The organism is Lentzea sp. NPDC003310 (assembly GCF_040610935.1).
GTDB lineage: Bacteria > Actinomycetota > Actinomycetes > Mycobacteriales > Pseudonocardiaceae > Lentzea.
Genome location: NZ_JBEXNC010000001.1, coordinates 214,677 through 233,008, shown reverse-complemented (window position 1 = coordinate 233,008; position 18,332 = coordinate 214,677). Strand labels below are relative to the sequence as shown.

General features: G+C 72.5%; 13 protein-coding genes. 4 read left to right on the top strand and 9 right to left on the bottom strand.

The features are described 5' to 3' along the window. Nucleotides 1-94 precede the first annotated feature (94 nt). The 4 genes from ABZX02_RS01105 to ABZX02_RS01090 are packed head-to-tail and all read right to left on the bottom strand — an operon-like array spanning nt 95 to nt 3,301. Nucleotides 95-481 (bottom strand): hypothetical protein, encoded by a 387-nt coding sequence (locus tag ABZX02_RS01105; protein ID WP_355294056.1) that lies wholly within the window; start codon nt 479-481, stop codon nt 95-97. Between the two features lie 12 nt (nt 482-493). Then, the gene (locus ABZX02_RS01100; RefSeq protein WP_355294055.1) at nt 494-1,516 is read right to left on the bottom strand and encodes a hypothetical protein; all 1,023 of its coding nucleotides are present in this window, start codon (nt 1,514-1,516) and stop codon (nt 494-496) included. A 9-nt stretch (nt 1,517-1,525) separates the two neighbouring features. Next, on the bottom strand, nt 1,526-1,693 hold the full coding sequence (locus ABZX02_RS01095; RefSeq protein WP_355294054.1) for a hypothetical protein: 168 nt from the start codon (nt 1,691-1,693) through the stop codon (nt 1,526-1,528). A gap of 3 nt (nt 1,694-1,696) precedes the next feature. After that, nucleotides 1,697-3,301 (bottom strand): hypothetical protein, encoded by a 1,605-nt coding sequence (locus ABZX02_RS01090; RefSeq protein WP_355294053.1) that lies wholly within the window; start codon nt 3,299-3,301, stop codon nt 1,697-1,699. Between the two features lie 103 nt (nt 3,302-3,404). Here ABZX02_RS01090 and ABZX02_RS01085 point away from each other — a divergent pair, with 103 nt between their 5' ends. After that, complete coding sequence (locus ABZX02_RS01085; protein WP_355294052.1) at nt 3,405-4,580, top strand: polysaccharide biosynthesis protein; 1,176 nt, start codon at nt 3,405-3,407, stop codon at nt 4,578-4,580. Here the strand turns inward: ABZX02_RS01085 and ABZX02_RS01080 are convergent, their stop codons facing one another. Beyond that, the gene (locus tag ABZX02_RS01080) at nt 4,581-8,642 is read right to left on the bottom strand and encodes an alpha-(1->3)-arabinofuranosyltransferase (RefSeq protein ID WP_355294051.1); all 4,062 of its coding nucleotides are present in this window, start codon (nt 8,640-8,642) and stop codon (nt 4,581-4,583) included. A gap of 75 nt (nt 8,643-8,717) precedes the next feature. Between ABZX02_RS01080 and ABZX02_RS01075 the strand changes: the two genes are divergently transcribed. After that, the gene (locus ABZX02_RS01075; protein ID WP_355294050.1) at nt 8,718-9,428 is read left to right on the top strand and encodes a class I SAM-dependent methyltransferase; all 711 of its coding nucleotides are present in this window, start codon (nt 8,718-8,720) and stop codon (nt 9,426-9,428) included. Nucleotides 9,429-9,448: 20 nt separating this feature from the next. Here the strand turns inward: ABZX02_RS01075 and ABZX02_RS01070 are convergent, their stop codons facing one another. After that, the gene (locus tag ABZX02_RS01070) at nt 9,449-10,990 is read right to left on the bottom strand and encodes a substrate-binding and VWA domain-containing protein (RefSeq protein WP_355294049.1); all 1,542 of its coding nucleotides are present in this window, start codon (nt 10,988-10,990) and stop codon (nt 9,449-9,451) included. Between the two features lie 136 nt (nt 10,991-11,126). Between ABZX02_RS01070 and ABZX02_RS01065 the strand changes: the two genes are divergently transcribed. Further along, nucleotides 11,127-11,354 carry a DUF2188 domain-containing protein gene (locus ABZX02_RS01065; protein ID WP_355294048.1) on the top strand — a complete coding sequence of 76 codons (228 nt, stop codon included), beginning with the start codon at nt 11,127-11,129 and terminating at the stop codon, nt 11,352-11,354. 50 nt (nt 11,355-11,404) lie between these two features. On the opposite strand, the gene ABZX02_RS01060 is transcribed toward ABZX02_RS01065, so the two are convergent. Continuing rightward, nucleotides 11,405-13,618 (bottom strand): glycosyl hydrolase, encoded by a 2,214-nt coding sequence (locus tag ABZX02_RS01060; RefSeq protein WP_355294047.1) that lies wholly within the window; start codon nt 13,616-13,618, stop codon nt 11,405-11,407. Between the two features lie 117 nt (nt 13,619-13,735). After that, a complete protein-coding gene (locus tag ABZX02_RS01055) occupies nt 13,736-14,776 on the bottom strand; it encodes a LacI family DNA-binding transcriptional regulator (protein ID WP_355294046.1) in 1,041 nt (346 codons plus the stop codon). A gap of 174 nt (nt 14,777-14,950) precedes the next feature. Here ABZX02_RS01055 and ABZX02_RS01050 point away from each other — a divergent pair, with 174 nt between their 5' ends. Continuing rightward, complete coding sequence (locus ABZX02_RS01050; RefSeq protein WP_355294045.1) at nt 14,951-15,976, top strand: LacI family DNA-binding transcriptional regulator; 1,026 nt, start codon at nt 14,951-14,953, stop codon at nt 15,974-15,976. 1 nt (nt 15,977) lies between these two features. On the opposite strand, the gene ABZX02_RS01045 is transcribed toward ABZX02_RS01050, so the two are convergent. Continuing rightward, entirely contained in the window at nt 15,978-18,329 is a 2,352-nt protein-coding gene (locus ABZX02_RS01045; protein ID WP_355294044.1) for a glycoside hydrolase family 2 protein, read from the bottom strand. Nucleotides 18,330-18,332: the final 3 nt, after the last annotated feature.

Genomic DNA, 18,332 nt, shown 5'->3' with positions numbered 1-18,332 from the left:
GCTTCGCACAACGGATCCAGCAGCGGCAGCCGGCTGCGTCGTGGCCGTGGTGACCTCCCTGTCGTCACCACGGCCACGACGTCCGCCTCGGGCGTCAGGCCAGGCTGATGATGACGACGGTGTGCCCGTCCGGAACCGGCTGGAAAGCGGAGGACCGTTCTCCGGGCGCGTACGTCACGATGCTCAGCATCGGCAGGTCGGGTTGGCCGTGGAAGAGACAGCCCACACGCTTACCGCAGGGTGGCGTGGGCGGCCGCACGTAGCCCGCGCGGACGGCGGCGTCGATCTGCGCCTGGGCGACCTCGTCCGGCGAGCCGGGGCGGAGAGTGATGATCCCCATGCTGACCGGCGAGTTCCCGATCCCGGCCCCGCCGGTGTGCGATTCCTTGAGCACCAGCCCGGTCCTCGCGCCGATGCGGTCCGCCACCTCGGCCAAGTGCTGTCGCCGGGCCTTGACCCGGCGCCGTTCGCGGAACCACATCCGTCGGATCCCCTACCCCTGGTGCGGTACCTCGCGACCGCTGAGCACCGCTTCGCACAACAAGTCCAGCAACGCCGCAGCACCGGCCGCGTCGAAGTCCCTGCGCCGCACCCGCACCGTGGCCGTGGTGACCTCCCCCGTCGTCACCACGCCGAACGCGACACCGGACCGGCCGCTCGCCGCCGGGTAGAAGCGCAGCGCCTCCACGTCCGCCTTGACGACACCGAGGTTCGACGCGAGGAACGTGCTGCCCAGCCGGGACGCCAGCACCCGCATCCCCCAGCGGGCCAAGGGGTTGTGCTCGCTCGGGAAGCCCGCCTCCGGCGCCGCGGACGCCAGCAGGGCGCGCACGTCCTCGTCGCCCGCGCCGGCGGGCAGGCGCAGCCTCAGCAGGGCGCTGTCGGCCTCGGGACGCGGATCGGCGCCCCCGCGCCAGGACGCGCCGATCGCAGCGACGACGCGGTCGTGGGCGGCGCCACGGGCGGCGTTCCACCTCCGCGTGGTGTCCAGCGCTGCGGTGGTGAGCCGGGCGCTGCCGAGCTTGACGGCGGGCAACGCACGGGACACCAGGTGGTCGCCGGAGTCGTTGCCGCGCAACGAAGGCGCGATGCGCGTGGGAGGTGCCCACACCGCCTCGCGCACGCGGTCGGCCGCGTGCAGGAGGTACGGCCGGTCCGGGCTGCGCGACGCCACGCCGGTGGCCGAGCTGTGCACCGGTTCGCCGAGCGCGATGCCGAGCAGCGCGAGCAGGCCGAGGCCGTCGACCGCGCCGTGGTGGGCGGCGATCAGCAGGGAGTCACCGGCGAGCGCGACCCGGACCAGCGGGTCGCTCGCGTGGTAGTGGTCGTCGGCGAAGGCCGCGCGCGCACCGTCCCAATCGGACGGACGGAGCACGATGGCGGCCGGGCCGAGGTTCGGGAACTCCGCGCCGGCGCGGGACATCCGCGCGGCGACCGCCGCCGGGTCCGGCGCCTCGCGCAGGCTCGCCTCCAGCAGGATGCTCCAGGAGGCCGCCGGGTCCCCGGAGAAGGCCACGGGCACCCGTCAGCGGGAGCCGTAGTCGAGGACCTGCGGCTCGACGGCCTTCTGGCCCTCCTCGATCCGCTGCTCGACCACCTTGTCGGGGTTGTTCTGCTGCACGACGATCACGCCGACCCCTCCGGCGAGCGCGGCCCCGGCGACGATCGCGACCAGCACCGAAACCAGTTCCACGTCTTACTCCTCACGTCGGGGTGCCGCGAATCTACCGACCGGTAACCGTCTCCACAACAGGCTCGCGCCGATCAGTGACCCAGCCGCGACCCAGGCGAGCACAACGGGCGCAACCGGTGGGCCGTTCGGTGCAGCGGGCGTTGCTCCCGGCACGCGGTAGAGCGCCAGTTCGGGTCCGTCGTGCACTTTTTCCAGTCGTGCGAGCAGGTTCTCGTCCACGCGGCCCGGTGTGCCGTGCTCGACCAGCACCCAGCCGATGCCGGTCAGGTCGCCCGCGCGCAGCCGGGCCGCCCGCGGGTCCTCCCCCGCCACCACCTTCCCGCCGACGGACAGCGAGTCGTCCACGACGGTCGTGCCGGGCAGGAAGCGCGGCGCGGGGTCGAGCTGGGTGCGCCGGTCGTTCCAGTCGAACCGCCGGAACGCCGACAGCGGGAACACCGCCACGTCACCGGGCCGGTCGACGAGCTCCTCCCGCACCTGGGCCCACTCGGCCGGGTAGGCCACGGGTTCCAGCCGCCCGAACCCGCCCCACGCGAGGTCCGGCAGCAGCCCGAGCAGCACCACGGCGAGCAGGAGCCGCGCGCGCACCCGTTCCACCGCGTCGGCGAGCCCGAGCGCGAACGGCAGGGCGAGCCACGCCACCCACTTCTGACTGTCGCGCAACAACCCCGCGCCCGGCACGTGCTCGATCAACGTCTCCAGCAGCGCCACCCCGCCGGGCAGCACGGCCAGCAGCGCCAGCACCGCGCCGAACGCGCCGAGCCCGGCCAGCGGCCACACGGGCAGCCGCGCCGACAGCGACCTCAGCCCGAGGATCGCCACGCCGAGGAGCACCAGTGTGAGCAGCGGCAGGACGGGGTTGGCGCGGCTCACCGGCACGACCTCGGCGTTCCAGATCCCGCCCAGGCCGAGCACGCTGAGCACCGGCCCGCCCCAGTTCTCCGCCCGCGCGCTGAACGCCTCGACGCCCGCCGGATCGGAGAGTCCGTTGTGCAGCAACGACGGCACCCACCACGGCGCGTTCAGCACGACACCCACACCAAGGACCTGCCCCCACCCGCGGCGGCCGGCGACGACCAGGGCCGTGCCGAGCGCGAGGATGCCGCCCGGCGCCGAGAGCACGGCGGGCAGGCTCGCGAGCACGAGCCGGGTCCACGCCCTCGGTTCGCCCTCCCGCAACCGCAGCGCGGCCCTGGCGACCCACGGCAGTGCCGCGTAGCCCAGCAGCAGGGTCCAGTGGCCGATGAAGAGCCGCTCGGCCACGTAGGCGTTCCACGAGTACGCGACGGCGGCGACGACCCGCACGCCGGTCTTCTCCGTCGGCACGAGCAGCCCGGCGCCCAGCGCGCCCATGAAGACGATCGCGAGCAACGCGGCCTTCTGCACCAGCTGACCGGGCACGACCTGGGTCAGCAACGCCACGACGGCGTCGACCGGCACCGCCCGAGGCAGCGCGTCCCCGAGCCCGAACGCGGCGGCGTTGAGCGGCTGTTCCGGCGTGAACACCATGTCGTAGACGAGGACGTACCCCGGCATCAGCACAGGAGCCAGCGCGGCCAGCGCGAGCGTCGCGCACGCGGCGTAGAGCGTCAGTCCGTTCGGCCGCACTTGCTCCCTCTCCGGTCGCGCCGGGGCTACAGTCGCCGAAACTACCGGCCAGTAGTACCCATCGGTAGCCCCGCGGTAGACCTGCCGACCGGAAGGATCCCGCGTGTCCGCTCCGGCAACGACCACCACCCGCCTGGACGCCCTGCTGATCACCGGCGCGCTGCTCGGCGCCAACGCCGCGAGCTACGTGCTGACCATCGCCGCCGCACGGGCCCTGGCGCCCGCGGTCTTCGGCGAGCTCAGCGCCTTGCTCGCGCTCGTGGTCATCGGGGTGGTGCCCGCGATGAGCCTGCAGACCGTCGCCGCCCTGCGGGTGACGAGCCTCGGCCCGCGGCCGTTGTTCGGGCTGGGGCTGGGCGTGAGCGCCGGGATGACCGTGCTGACGCTGGCCCTCGTACCGCTGCTCGCCCGCCTGCTGCACCTGGACGGGCCGTGGCCGGTCGTGTGGCTCGCGCTGTCGCTGGCGCCGTTGACCGTCCTGGGCGTCCTGCACGGACTGCTGCAGGGCACGCACCGGTTCGGCGCACTGGCGCTGCTCGTGTCGCTGGAGGGACTCGGCAAGGTGGGCGGCGGGGTGATCGGCCTCTGGCTGTCCCCCTCCTCGACCTCGGTGCTCGCGGGCACGGCCATCGGCTCGTTCCTGGTGGTGCTCACCGGGTGGCGGTTGTGCGGCCGGCCCCGCCCGGCCCGGCCCGCGGGCGGACTCGACGTGCTGCACGCGTCGCAGGCCATGCTGGCGCTGGTGCTGCTGGTCAACCTCGACCTCGTGCTGGCCCGGCACCAACTGGCGGACCAGGCGGGCGGGTACGCCGTGGGCGCGGTCGTCACGAAGATCGCGTACTGGTTGCCGCAGGCGGTGGGCGTGCTCGTGCTGCCCCGCATGGCCGACGCGGACGACCGCCGCCGCATGCTGCCCAAGGCGCTCGCGGTGTGCGCGGGTCTGGACGCGTTCGTGGTCGCGGGCTGCGCGCTGTTCGGCCCGCTCGGCGTGTCGCTGATCGGCGGCGCGCACTACCAGGGCGACGCGATCCCGTTGTGGCAGTTCGCCCTCGTCGGGTCGTGCCTCGCGCTGGTGCAGCTGCTGCTGTTCTCCCGGATCGCGAGCGGGGACCGCCGCTCCACCACGGCGGTGTGGATTGCGGTCGCAGTCGAGATCGCGCTGATCTCCCTGTGGCTCAACGACTCCGTGAGCCAGGTCGTGACGGGCGCGCTGCTCGCCACGGCGGGCCTGGTCGTCGCGGGCACGGTCATCGAGGTCCGCGGCACCCGGCAGTCCTGATCAGTCGACGACGGGCGCCGTGCGTTCGGCGGCCGTCTCCTCCTCCGGCCGCGCCCGCGCGCCGAAGGGACCGAACGCGGCCGCGACCACCGCCGACACCGCCACCAGCAGCGACGCCTGCGTGAGCGGGATGTACGCCCACTCCTGGCCGTGGCCCAGCACGCGGCCCAGCACGGCGACCACCGAGCCGAGCGCGACCCCGGCCACCGCGATCACCTTCGGCGCCGCCGCCCAGAACTCGCGGGCGAGCAGGCACGCGATCACCGCCACGATCGGCAGCATCCCGCCGAGGACCGCCAGCAGCACCAGCATCGCGACGACCAGCCACCGGCTCGCCGACGGCGCCACGAACGCGACGCGGCGCCCCACCGGGAGCGCGGCGAGCACGAGCACGGCCAGCACGCCGAGCACGCCCACCAGCAGACCGGTCCGATAGCGGGTGTCCGGGCCGAAGTCCAGCGCCACCACGCCGCCGTCGCCCTCGGGCAGCACGTAGGCCTGCTGCCACCCGTCGACCCGGACCTTCTCGAGCACCTGGCCGTTCAGCGTGGCCGTCCAGCCGTCGTTGACGTTCTCGGGCACGACGAGCAGTGCCTTCGCTCCCGGCGCCACGGTGAGCTTGCGCTCGGTGGCCTCCCAGATCCCGGTGGTGACCTCGCGGTGCGTGACAACGGGTTTCGCGAGGCCGAGGTGCGTCACGGACACGTCCTGCACCACGAACGAGTCGGAACGCGTCGTCGTCAGCACGTGGTCGCCCGCGGGCAGGTCGAGGGCCGTGGCCAGGTCGTCGTCGCACAGCACGGCCGGGAGCGGGCGTCCGGCCACGACGTCGGCCAGCGTGCCGGACACCGAGCTGGTGATCCTCTTGCCGTCGACGTCGATGACCGGACCCTGCCCGCACGGCACGGTGAAGGGGGTCGTCGCGGGCACCGGTTTCAGCACGCCGTCCAGCGCGGGCACCTTCAGCTCACCGATCTCGGCCGGCCCGAGCCCGCCCGCCTCACGCACCACGAGCTCGAGCTTCTCGGTGTCCGCCGGCTTGATCGTGACGAGGCCGCCGGCCCCGACGCGCACGATCTCCGTGCCGGCGTCGGTGGTCACCTCCACCTCGACCGGCGGCCGCGCGCCCTCCAGCCGGAGCTCGGCCACCGACCGCTTGCCCTTCCAGGCGAGAGTGAGCGCCGGCCGCAGGTCCGTCACGTCCGGCACCCACGCCGTGCCGGGGTCACCGTCCACAGCGGACAGAGGGCTCGCCGCGACGTCGCCCGCCACCGAGGTCGACCCGGTCACGCTCACCCCGTCCGGGGCCACCGGGTTCTTCGCGCCCGCCGCGGGGACGACGGTGGCCCGCACGGCGAACTTCCCGTCCGCCGACGTGCGGAAGAGCCGCGTGAGCCCGTTGACCTCCTCGCCGAAGCGGGACAGCGAGGAGTCGCACCGCACCGCGTCGCCGGTGCGGTAGCAGGCGGGCCGGGCCTGGCTGCCGCGGGTGAACGAGAAGCCCGGCTCGGCCGCGTCGCGGTCGCGCGGCACGCGCAACGCCCGCTGCGCCGTCATGCCCGGCACGCTGAGCTCCTTGATGCCGACGTTGCCGTCCTGCCGGTCGGCCGCCACGCCGAGCACGGTCACGCGCACGCTGCCGGTCAGGCCGGGGCTGACGGCGTACTTGCGCGGCCCGCCACCGGGTTCGACGGTGTGCGTGGTCTCGCCGGTGTCCGTGGTGATCCTGATCCGGTTGACCGTCCAGCCGACCCGCAGGTCGTCGAGCAGGTCGAGGGTCACCTCGCCCACCGCGCGCGGGGTGTCGAGGTCGATCTGCAGCCACTGCCCGGCGGGGCCGGTGAAGCTGGACGAGTGCCAGGCGGTGCCGCCGTCGCCGTCCACCGCAGCGAACGGCGAGTTGGCCGGGTCGATCGCGCCCGCCGCGTCGGCGTACGCGGTCGACGTGGACGCCCGGACGGCCCGGATCCCCCGGTACTCGGCCACGGTCTGGTGCCGCACGTCCTGGAACGGCGACACGTCCAGCGCGACGCGGCCCTGCCGGGACGCCTCGTCCGCGGACATCGTCTGGCTGAGGTTGTCGGAGACCCGGCCGACGTTGCGCTCCTTGCGCCGCAGGCCGTCGGTGACGAGCAGCTCCGCGGACTCCCCGACCGCGTCACCCGCGAGGATCGCCGGCTGGTCGGCCTTGATCAGCCCCTGGGACAGCAGCGGCAGCAACGACTCCGGGCCACCGCTGACGGTCGGCACGTCGGCGACGTCGACGGCGGTCGCGACAGGGACAGGCCGCTTCACCTCGAAGATCTCGAGCGACCTGCCGGTCGCGTCCCGGTCGACCGAGCTGACGAGCCGCTGGTCGCTCATCCGCACCTCGGGACCGAACTCGGCGACCCGTTCGACGCCGGGTGATCCGGCGAGCGCCTGGCGCAGCACCGCGAGCGGCGGCGACCCGGTCTGCTCGCGCGCGACGTCGTTGCGCAGCAGCAGGAACCGGTAGCCGCCGCGGGCGAGGAAGTCGGCGAGCCCGGCCGAGCCGCGGCCGTCGGCGAGCGCGTCGTAGACGGCGTCCATGTACCGGGTGTTGCCCTCGGAGCCGAGTGGAACCTGGTTGCGCACCGCCCACGGCGACTCGGCGAGCGACTGCATCGGCTCGTCCACGGTCCGGCCCCACGTGTACTGGCCGAACCCCGTGGCGGGCAACAGCAACGTCCGCGCCCGGCCGTCCTTCTCGGCGAGCCACGACGCCGCCTCGCGCCAGTGCGCGGGCACCTCCGACCAGCCGAGGCCGGGGCGCAGGGTGAGCAGCCACGCGGGTGCCGCGACGACCGCGATCAGCAGCAGCGCCACGCCGGTCCGCGCGCGGCGCCGCCAGTGCTCGGGCGCGGCGCGCAGCCCCGTCGGCCGGGACAGGTGCAGGCCGTGGACGAACCCCAGGACCACGCAGAGCCGCAGGACGGGTTCGAACTTGTGCACGTTGCGCAAGGGCGCGAGCGGCCCGTCCAGCAGGCCGCGCACGAGCTCGGCGATCGGCGAGTCGAGCGACCCGACGTACCCGACGGTCAGCAGCGTGAGGCCGGCGAGCGTGCCCAGCACGAGGAACCGGCGCTCCGGCAGCCCGAGCCGGGCGAGGCCCACGACGCCGATGAGCGCGACCGCCGCGGTGCCGGCCATCAGCACCGGGTTGTCGACGAGGATGAACCCGTTGGGCCACCACGGTTCGCCCTGCAGCACGTAGGCGACCCACTGGTTCGTGCCGCGCAGCACCTGGAACAGCGACATCGGCGCGGTGGTGTTCGCGGCCGACTCGATGTAGTCGAGGAACGGCAGGCTGTACCGCCCGAGCAGCAGCAGCGGCACGATCCACCACAGCGCGACCGCGAGGACGCACCCGGCCCACCACAGCACCAGCCGGACGTGGGCGCCGTTCCACTTCCGCGTGAGCAGCCAGATCCCGGGCAGGACCAGCGCCATCACGACCATGGCGCCGTTGATGCCGCCCATGCACAGCACCGCGAGCGCGGACAGGGCGGCCGCGCGGCGCGGTGACCCGATCCGGTCCGCCAGCACCAGCGGCAGCAGCACCCACGGCAGCATGACGGCGGGCAGCATCTCGGCGGACAGCGGCCCGATCTCGGTCAGCACGCGCGGCGCCAGCGCGTAGGCGAGCGCCCCGGCGTACCTGGTCGGCTCGTGGCCGATGCCCAGCGCGCGGGCCAGGCGCAGGACGCCGTAGAAGGCGAGGCAGAGCAGCAGCGCGCACCAGAGCCGCTGGGTGACCCAGGCCGGGATGCCGAGGACCTGGCCGAGGGCGAAGAACGGCCCCATCGGGAAGAAGTAGCCGTACGCCTGGTTCTGCAGCTCCCCCGCCGTCGCCGCGGGGTTCCACAGGTGCAGGGCCCTGCCGAGGAAGCCGACGGGGTTGACGGCCAGGTCGAGCTTGGTGTCGAAGGTGGCCGTGCCGAACCTCTGCGCGAACGACAGCGCCGTGAGTGCGAGCAGCACCCACGTCGTCGGGTTCCGGTGTGCGATCTTCAGGCTCCTGATGGCGGAGGAAGTTACCACCGGGTAGTGCTCGGGGGCGACTGTCGCTATCTTGGGCCCCCACGACCGTTCTGGGGCGCACTCAGGCAGGTGGCGATGACTTCTTCGACCGCGTTCGAGCAAGCGTGGGAACTGGGCGACCGGGTGCCCGGCTGGTTGACAGTTGACCAGGCGGCGATGTTGTGGGCGGCCGCGCTGCGGCTCGGGCCCGGCGCGCGGATCGTGGAGATCGGCAGTCACCAGGGCAGATCCACCACGGTGCTGGGCCTCGCGGCCACGTCCGTCGGCGCGACGGTGGTCGCCGTCGACCCGTTCGTCGAGGGCAAGCTGTTCGGCGGCACGCCGACGCGCGTGCGCTTCGAGAAGAACGTGGCGTCGGCGGGACTGACGGACGTCGTGCGGCTCGAGGCCGAGTACAGCACCGAGCTGCGCAAGCGGTGGGACGAGCGCATCGACCTGCTGTACATCGACGGCAAGCACGACTACTGGACCTACACCGACGACATGCTGTGGTCGGACCACCTCGTGCCCAACGGCGAGATCCTGGTGCACGACGCGTTCTCGTCGATCGGGGTCACCAGCGGCATCCTGGCGAAGGTGTTGTTCGGCAAGCGGTACGTGTACGTGGACCGGGCGGGCTCGTTGGCGCGCTTCCGTTTGGCAGAGCCGAACTGGGCCGATCGCAGGCGTGTGCTCGCCGAGATGCCGTGGTTCCTGCGCAACGTGGGCATCAAGGTCCTGCTGCGCCTGCGGCTGCGGCCGGTGGCGCGGCTGTTCGGCCACCACGGGCCGTACGACCCGTACTGATCGTCTCCCGCTTTGACCGTCTACTGGGGACGGCAGGCGGGTGGCTGGCACAGCATCGTGCTGAGCGCCTGGGCGAAGATGTCGCTGATGCCGGCGGGGTCGACGGTGGTGAAGGCCTTGCCGCCGGTCGCGTCGGCGATCCGCGTCAGCTCGTCCACGTCGACGTCCGGCCCCATGCCGATCGCGATGACGGGCAACGGCCTGCGCTTGTCCTGCAGCTTGGCGAGCTCGTCGAGCAACTGGCGCTGGCTGATCGAGTCCGGGTCCTCGTTGCGGCCGTCGGTCATGATCGCGACGATGTTGATCCGCCCGAGCTCCCAGTTCTTCCGGGCCTCCTGGTAGGCGGCGAGGGTGGTGTCGTAGAGCCCGGTCGCCCCGTTCGCGGTCGCCCGCGTGGCCCGGACGGCGGCGACCGCCTGCCCGTTCGCGAGGTGCTCCTTGACCGACGCGAACGGGATGATCTCCTTGTAGTCCTTCGGCCCGTCCAGCCCGGTGGAGAACTTCCACAGCCCGATCTGCGTACCGGGCTTGAACAACCCGAGCCCGCGTTCGGCCGCGGCCACGGCCAGTGCCATCCGCGTGGTGCCCGTCCGGGGCACGATCTGGTTCATCGACCCCGACACGTCCAGCACGCCGAGCACCCGCGCGGTCAACGTCAGCCCACTCCACAACCGCAAGGTCTCGTCCACCACGTTCTGGTCGAGCGTCGCGGCCTTGTCGTCCGGCGCGCGCAGCCCGAACTTCGTGAAGTCGGTCCCGGACCGCAGGTGCGCCAGGAACTTCTCCGCGCCGGCCCGCTGCGCCTCCCCCGCGTCGGGCAGGACCACGTACGGGAAGTCCAGCGGCGGCACGGGTTCCTCGGCGGCGACCGCGGTCAGCCTCGCCGCGCCAGGAGTGGAGTTGTGCCGCTCCAACGCCTGCTCGGAGGTGGGGAACACGTCCAGCGGCCGGCCGAACAGGTCGTCGGCCCGCTCGGAGTAGTCGCCGGACACGGGCCGGATCGTCGCGACGGCGGCGGCCGCCGACTCCTTCGCCGTGAACCCGCGCATCGCGAGCAACGCGGACAGGCTCGCCGGATCCTTGGCGGGATCGGCGATCCCCGCCACCGCCTTCGCACCGGGTCCGATCAGCTCGCGCCAGTTCTTGCCCTTGCCGGTGTCCTTCACCGCGAGAACCACCGGCGACAGGGCCACCGACACACCGGCCTCGGGCACCCTCCACGCACCGGAGTCCCGCGCCTGCCGCAACCACATGGTCGACTCGGGCACCCACACCGACGGCGACTCGCCACCCCCGGCCAGCAGCGCCGCGGTGTCCCGCGCGGGCTCGGCCTTGACCTCGACCCGGTAGCAGTCGTCGCCCGTGTCCAGGTTCGCCGCCCGTTCGGTGAGCGCCGGAGCCACCCCCGGCGCCGCCGTGACGTGGACGCTGACCGGGTCCGTGCAGCGCGTGGCGGTGAGCCGGTCGATGACCGCGTCGCCGCCGATCCAGGCGGCGATGGACAACACGAGCAGCACCGAGAGCGCGACGGCGGGGGCCGTCACCCGCCGTGGTCGCACCATGGCGGACACCCTAGACAACGGGGCGCGGCACGACCAGAACTCCCGGGTTCCGATTTCGCGGACTCGCCACACGCGGTGTCGAAGATCCCGTGTCCGGGCACCCCTCCACCACACCTACTGGAGCAGGGAGGCAGTTGTGCAGGGCGACGTCGAGACCTACCACGAGAACGACACCTGGAAGAACAAGATCGAGGGCAACTCACAGGCGTCCAGCACCCACGACACGAAGGACGAGGCGGTCGCCAAGGGCCGCGAGATGGCCATCGAACGCGGTGTCGAGCACATCATCCGCAACCTCGACGGCACGATCGGCGAGAAGAACACCTACCCGCGCAGCAGCGACCCGCGCAACATCCCGGGTTGACGCCATGGGCGGGGTTTCGACCGAGCGCGGCGAAACCCCGCCCACCGCCGTCAGAGCGCGTACCGGCCGAAGAACTGCCACATCAAGGCGTTCGCACTGATCTCACGCGTGGTGTTGCCGTTCCCCACCGACGCGTTCGGCGTCCCCGGCCAGGTGTGGCCGCCGTCCGACACGGTGTACAGCACGACATCGCCGCCGCACCGGTACGACGACGAGGTGACGTGCGCACTCACGGTCGCGACGACCGGAGCACCGGCACACCCGTTGATCGCCGCCCAGCGCTGCTGCGCCGAAGGCACCGAATAGCTCCACAACTGCGCGTTGCCACCGCCGTCGTACGGGTTGGTGGCGTCCTGCCGCCCGTGGAACGCGACCACCGGCACCGCACGTCCGGGCCTGCAGGCCGAAGCATCCGGCCGGGACGTGTCGGCAGGATCCGGGCGACCGGCGCGCAACCCGGCCACCGGGGCGATCGCTGCCACCCGGTCCGGGCGCGCGCACGCGTAGGCCGAGACCATGCGGCCGCCGCCCGAGTAGCCCGTCGCGTAGACGCGGCGCGGGTCGGCGCACTGCGCGGTCAGGGTGGTGATCACCTGGTCCAGGAACGCCACGTCGTCGCGGCCCGAGGGCTGTCCCGCGAAGCCGGGCACGTTCCACGCGCGGCCCGACCCGCTCGCCAGAGCGCCGTCCGGTGCGGCGACCACGTAGCCGTGGGTGTCGGCGGAGGCTTTCATGTCGCTGTAGTGGAGTTGGCCCGCTCCGGTGCTGCCGGTGCCGTGGAGGTTGAGCACCAGGGGCGCGTTGGGGCGAACACCGCGCGGCACGTAGACCGTCACGTCGTGGCCGGACACGCGCACCTTGCTCTCGCCCACCGCGCAGGAACCCGGTAACCGCCACTGCTGGTTGGTCTGGCCGTTGCAGGACCAGATCTGCACCGGGGTGAGGTCGGCGCTCGACTGGCCCCGCGCGTCCAGGCAGCGGCCGGTGGCCGGGTTGACCAGGGTCTGGCCGGCGGGGGTCCACTGCTGCTGCGGGGTGCCGTTGCAGTCCCACAGCTGGACGCGGGTGCCGTCCGCGTTCGTCCCGCCTTGCACGTCAAGGCATTTGCCCAGCGCGCGCAAAGTGCCAGCCCCGCTGGCCCACCGCTGGGCCGCGGTGTCGTTGCAGGTGAAGAGCTGGACCTGGGTGCCGTTCGCCGGGGCCGCTCCCGCGACGTCGAGGCACTTGCCGCCCAGGCCCGTGACGGCTCCGTCCGCAGTGGACAGTGCGGGAACCGTGAACTCGCCCTGGTTGAGGGTGCGCGGGTGGAAGTAGCCCGCCTGCACCTCGGCCGGGGTGTTGTTGCCGCGCAGGTGTTCCGACCACACCATGAAGTAGCTCCAGCGGGTCTGGCTGTCGAGCATCGCCGGGGTCGGCACCTTGCCGGTCTCGGCGAGTGCGATGGGCTTGCCGTTCGCGATGGACTGGATCTGCTGGTAGTCGCCGGAACTGGGCAGGCCCTTGTACCAGACGTCGAGCGAGACGACGTCGACGTACTGCGCGCCGGGGTAGTACGCGGCCCAGTTGCCCGCGGGGTTGTCCTGCACGTTCCAGACCCAGATCAGGTTGTCGAGGCCCTTGCCCGCGAGGTGGTCTCGCGTGATGCGGAAGAGCTTCGCACTGCCCTCGGGACCCGGCCGGTTGCCCCACCAGTTCCACGCCTCGTTCATCTCGTGCAACGGCCGGAACAGCACCGGCACGCCCGCCGCCTTGAGCTGCTGCAGGTACGGGACCACCTCGTCGAGGCGGCGCTTCCACGCGGTGTTGAGCGCGGTGCCGTTCGTGACGACCTCGGTGAACTGCGCCTGGCTGATCTGCGTCTTCACCCCGCCGTCGAACTGGCAGGTGCTGCCACCGGTCGGCGTGCAGACGTGCCACGTCAGCGCGACCAGCGACCCGTTGGCCCACTCGGTCTTCGCCTGGTCGACCACGCGCTGCCGGTTGGCGACGTCCTCCGGCCGGAACATCAGGTCGCCGCCCCACAGCCCGGGGTACTGGCCGGTGATGTCCTTGACCTGCTGGGTGTACTGGCCGGGGTTGCTCGCCGGCTCCTTGTTGTGCTGCCCGGAGACGACGTACCGCCCGGTGATCGAGCTCAGGTAGTTGATCACGTTCTGCCGCGTGGACGGCGGGAAAGCCCGCGCCTGCGGTGACACCACGACCAGAACGCCCAGGAATGTCAGGACGGCGCTCAGCACAGCGCCGTACCGAGTTGCGTGTCGCACTCGCTCCTCCTCATGGCCTGAGACGGCTCCCGGCGGCGAAGCCAGCAACTAAAGCGTTTAACTAGAGGCAAGCTAGCGGCCAGCTGTAGACGTTGTCCAGGATGAGCAAGGCTTCAACTAAAGCGATTTATCAGGCGGCGGCGCCGTGGAGGCACGGGGCACTAGCCGCGGCGCGTGCACCAGGCGTTCGCGCGGCGGCTCGCCCGTCATCACGTCGAACAGCGCCCCGGCCGCCTGCGCGCCGAACGAGAAGACGTCGTGCTGCATCGCGGACAACGTCGGCCGGGTGAGCTGGCACAGCTGCGAGTCGTCCCAGGCCAGCAGCGACAGGTCGGCCGGCACGGACAGGCCGAACTCCGCGGCCACGCCCAGCGCCGCGACGGCCATGACGTCGTTGTCGAACACGATCGCGGTCGGCCGGTGCGGCGAGAGCAGCAACGTGCGGCAGGCCCTGCTGCCCTGGTCCGCCGAGAAGTCCGCCACCACCGTCCGCGCCTCCAGCCCCAGCTCGCCTGCCACCTCGGCGAACGCGGCCGTGCGGATCGCGCTGTGCCCCAGCTCCGGCGGTCCGCTGACCCGCGCGATCCGCCGGTGCCCCAGCGCCGCGAGGTACCGCACGGCCTCCGTGATCGCCTCCGCGTCCTCGGTCCACACCGAGGTGAACGGGCCGGCGAGGCTCGGGTGGCCCACCACGACGGCGGGCACGCCGATCTCCGCGAGTGCCGGGATGCGCGGGTCGTCCACGTGCAGGTCGACGAGGATGCTGCCGTTGACCCGGCCGCCCTGCCACCACTCGCGGTGCACGTCGACCTCCTCGTCACCGTCCACCAGCCGCAGCAGCAACGAGCACGAGCGGCGGCTCAGCACGCTCTCGATGCCGGAGATGAACTCCATGTAGAACGGCTCCAGGCCGAGCAGCCGCGCCGGCCGCGCGATCGCGAGGCCCACCGTGTGGATCCCGCGCCCCGACAACGACGACGCCGCGAGGTTCGGCCGCCAGCCCAGCTCCCGCGCGACGGCGAGGATGCGCTCCTTCGTCGTCGCGGACACGCCCGGCCGGTCGTGCAGGGCGATCGACACGGCCGACGTCGACACCCCGGCACGCGCGGCGACGTCCTTGATGGTCACCCTGCGGTCGATCGACCCGTTCTGGCTCACCCGGCGGACCACCCCTCGCACTCGGTCACTTCACCGTGTGAGTCTATGGGAACGGTCCCAGAACACCACAGCAGGTAGACGTAAGGTGAAACGCTTAAGCTCACCACCCGGCCTGCGCCCTCTTGATCACCCGCGCTGCTATGTTGGCGTCTTCCGGCTGACCAGGAGGTTCGCGTGAAGCGGCCGACGATCTCGGACGTCGCGCAGCGTGCGGGGGTGTCGATCAGCGCCGCGTCGTTCGCGCTGAACGGACGGCCTGGCGTGTCCGACCGCACCCGGCAGCGGATCCTCGCCGCGGCGACCGAGATCGGCTGGCACCGCAACAGCGCGGCGCACGTGCTGTCCGGCGGCACGACCAACGTCATCGGCATGGCGATCCCCCGCCCCGCGACGACGCTGGGCGTCGAACCGTTCTTCATGGAGCTGGTCAGCGGCATCGAGTCGGTGCTGGCGACGCCGGGATACGCGCTGATGATGCAGGTGGTCGCGGACGCGGACGCCGAGCTCAAGGTCTACCGCTCCTGGTGGGGCGAGCGCCGGGTCGACGGGGTCATCGTGGTCGACCTGCAGGGCGACGACCCCCGCGTCGGTCTGCTGGAGCAGCTCAAGCTGCCGTCCGTCGTGGTCGGCGGCCCCGCCGACGTGGGCTCGCTGCCGCACGTCTGGGCGGACGACGCGGCCGCGGCCGCCGAGACCGTCGGCTACCTCGCCGCGCTGGGCCACCGCCGGATCGGCCGGATCGCGGGCCTGCCCGGCCTGCTGCACACCCGGCGCCGCGACGAGGCGTTCCGCGACGCCGCCACGACGTGCGGACTCGAGCGGATCGACGTCGTGCACACCGACTACACCGGCCTGCAGGGCGCGCAAGCGACCCGCAAGCTGCTCAGCTCGCCGGACCGGCCGACCGCGATCCTCTACGACAACAGCATCATGGCCGTCGCGGGCATGTCCGTCGCCGACGAGATGCGGCTGTCGGTGCCGGCCGACCTGTCGATCGTCGCCTGGGACGACTCCCAGCTATGCCAGGTGATCCGGCCCGCGATCACCGCGCTCGCCCGGGACGTCGCCGCGTACGGCGCGCGCGTCGCACGGCTCATGCTCGACCTCGTCGCGCTCGACGGCGAGGTGGAGCAGCGCAGCGTGGAGGTGCCGGCGCCGCGGCTGGTGCCGCGCTCCAGCACGGCACCGCCCCGCCGCTGACCTACCCCCGCAACTGGTTGGCACTGCGCAGCACGTCCGGCGCCAGCAACGACTTCGGCGCGAACGCCGCGGAGGTCCGCACCTCGAACACCGCGGTCTCCCCCGGCAGCAGGGTCACCAGGCCGCGGTCCACCTCGCAGTCGTCCGCCAGCAGCGTCAGGTCCTTCAGCACCGACCGGGCGGTGACCGTGACCCGGTAGCCGCCCTCCACGGCACGCGCTCCGGCGTCGAACACCGGTGCGGGCAGGGCGTTCCCGCCGAAGAACGCGACGGAGCGGACGTCGCCCGCCGAGGCCACGACCACGTCGGCGAGCCGGACCGGCAGGGCGAGGGTGAGCGCCGCGCGAGGGCCCGCGATGAACGGCAGGACCGCCTCGGCCTCCTGCGCCCCGTCGAGCCGCAGGCACCGGACCCGCACCTCCCCCGCCCACTGCTCCGCCGTGTCGTTCACGACGACCACCGCGTCCTGCTTGATCGTCAGCAGCCTCGGGGCGTAGGCGGCCCGCAACGCGTACCAGGCGGGCTTGCGCCTGCCCCTGCCGTCGACGACCGCCCAGGACGTCACCGGCCAGCAGTCGTTGAGCTGCCAGAGGATCGTGCCGGAGCACTTGGGCCACAGCGACCGGAAGTGCTCGATCCCGGTGCTCACGGCGTGCGCCTGGTTGAGCTGCGCGGCCCAGTGCCAGTCGTCGAACCCCCGCACGTCCGGGAAGTGCTCGGCGAGCCGGCGCGCGATCTTGCGGTTGCCGTCCTCGGCCTTCATGTGCGCGGTCATGCCCCGGCCGTACGGGGCGAGCGGCTCGTCGTGGATCGCCTCGGTCACGGTGGTCCGGGTGGCCGGGCCGCAGAACCCGAACTCGGCGACGAACCGCGGTTCGTAGTCGAGGTAGGCGGTGTAGTCGCGGTCGTTCCAGACGTCCCAGATGTGCGTGCAGCCGTGGGCGGGGTCGTTCGGGTGCAGGTCGGCGGAGACGGAGTACGGGCTGCTCGGCAGGTACGGACGGCTCGGGTCGAGCTCGGCGACGATCTTCGGCAGGACGTCGGTGTAGTACCCGATCCCCCACGACCGCTCGCCGAGCAGTTCCTGCCAGCCCCAGTCGTGGTAGCCCCAGATGTTCTCGTTGCCGCCGTTCCAGGCGATCAGGCTCGGGTGCCCGGCCAGCCGGGTGACCGCGTCCCTCGCCTCGGCGACGACCTCGCCGCGCAGCGGTTCCTCCTCCGGGTAGGCCGCGCACGCGAACAGGAAGTCCTGCCAGACCAGGAGTCCCCTCTCGTCGGCGAGCGAGTAGAAGTCGTCGGACTCGTAGATGCCACCGCCCCAGACCCGCAGCAGGTTCACGCCGGCACCGAGCGCCTGGTCGAACCGCTCGGCCAGGCGAGCGCGGTCGACGCGGTGCGGGAAGCAGTCGTCCGGGATCCAGTTGACGCCCTTGACGAAGATCCGCTCGCCGTTGATCCGGAACGTGAACTCGGTGCCGTGCACGTCGGCGTCCGTCAGCAGCTCGACGGTCCGGAACCCGACCTCGCCGCGCCAGGTGTCCCCTGTGGACAGTGCCACCTCCAGCGGGTACAGCTTCTGCTCGCCGTACCCGCGCGGCCACCACCGCTCGACGTCGTCGAGCTCCAGCCGCAGCACCGTCTCGTCGGACCCGGGCGGCAGCTCGGCGCGGACCTCGTGCTCGCCGATGCGGGCGAGCACCGTCAGCGGTCCACCACCGGTCCGCCGCACCTCGACGTGGACGTCCGCGACTCCGTCGGCGCTCGTGAGCGGGCGGACGGCGGCGATGCGGGCGGTGCGCCACTCCTCGATCGCGAGCGGCCGCCAGATCCCGGCGGTGACGAGGTCGGGACCCCAGTCCCAGCCGAAGTTGCAGGCCATCTTGCGGATCATGTTGTACGGGTGGGAGTTCACGTGCGGACGCGCGCCGAGCAGCCGTTCCTGGTCCTCGGCGTGCTCCAGCGCGCTCGTGAACGTCACCGCCAGGTGGTTCTCCCCGTCCCGCAGCGCCGCGCGGACGTCGAACCGGTAGCGGCGGTGCATGTTGTACGTGGACGCGACCTCCTGGCCGTTGAGCTCGATCCGCGCGACCGTGTCCAGGCCGTCGCACACCAGCTCGACCTGCGTGTCCTCGGCCGCGCTGTACTGGAAGACGGTCTCGTAGCGCCAGTCGGCGCGGCCGATCCACGCGAGCTTCGACTCGTTCTCGTCGAGGTACGGGTCGGGGATGAGCCCGGCCGCCAGCAGGTCGGTGTGCACGCACCCCGGCACGGCCGCGGGCACCACCCGTGCGCCGATCCGGCTCTCCCCGACGGCGCGGACGGTCCACCCCTGGTGAAGCTCGGTCCTGGTCACGAT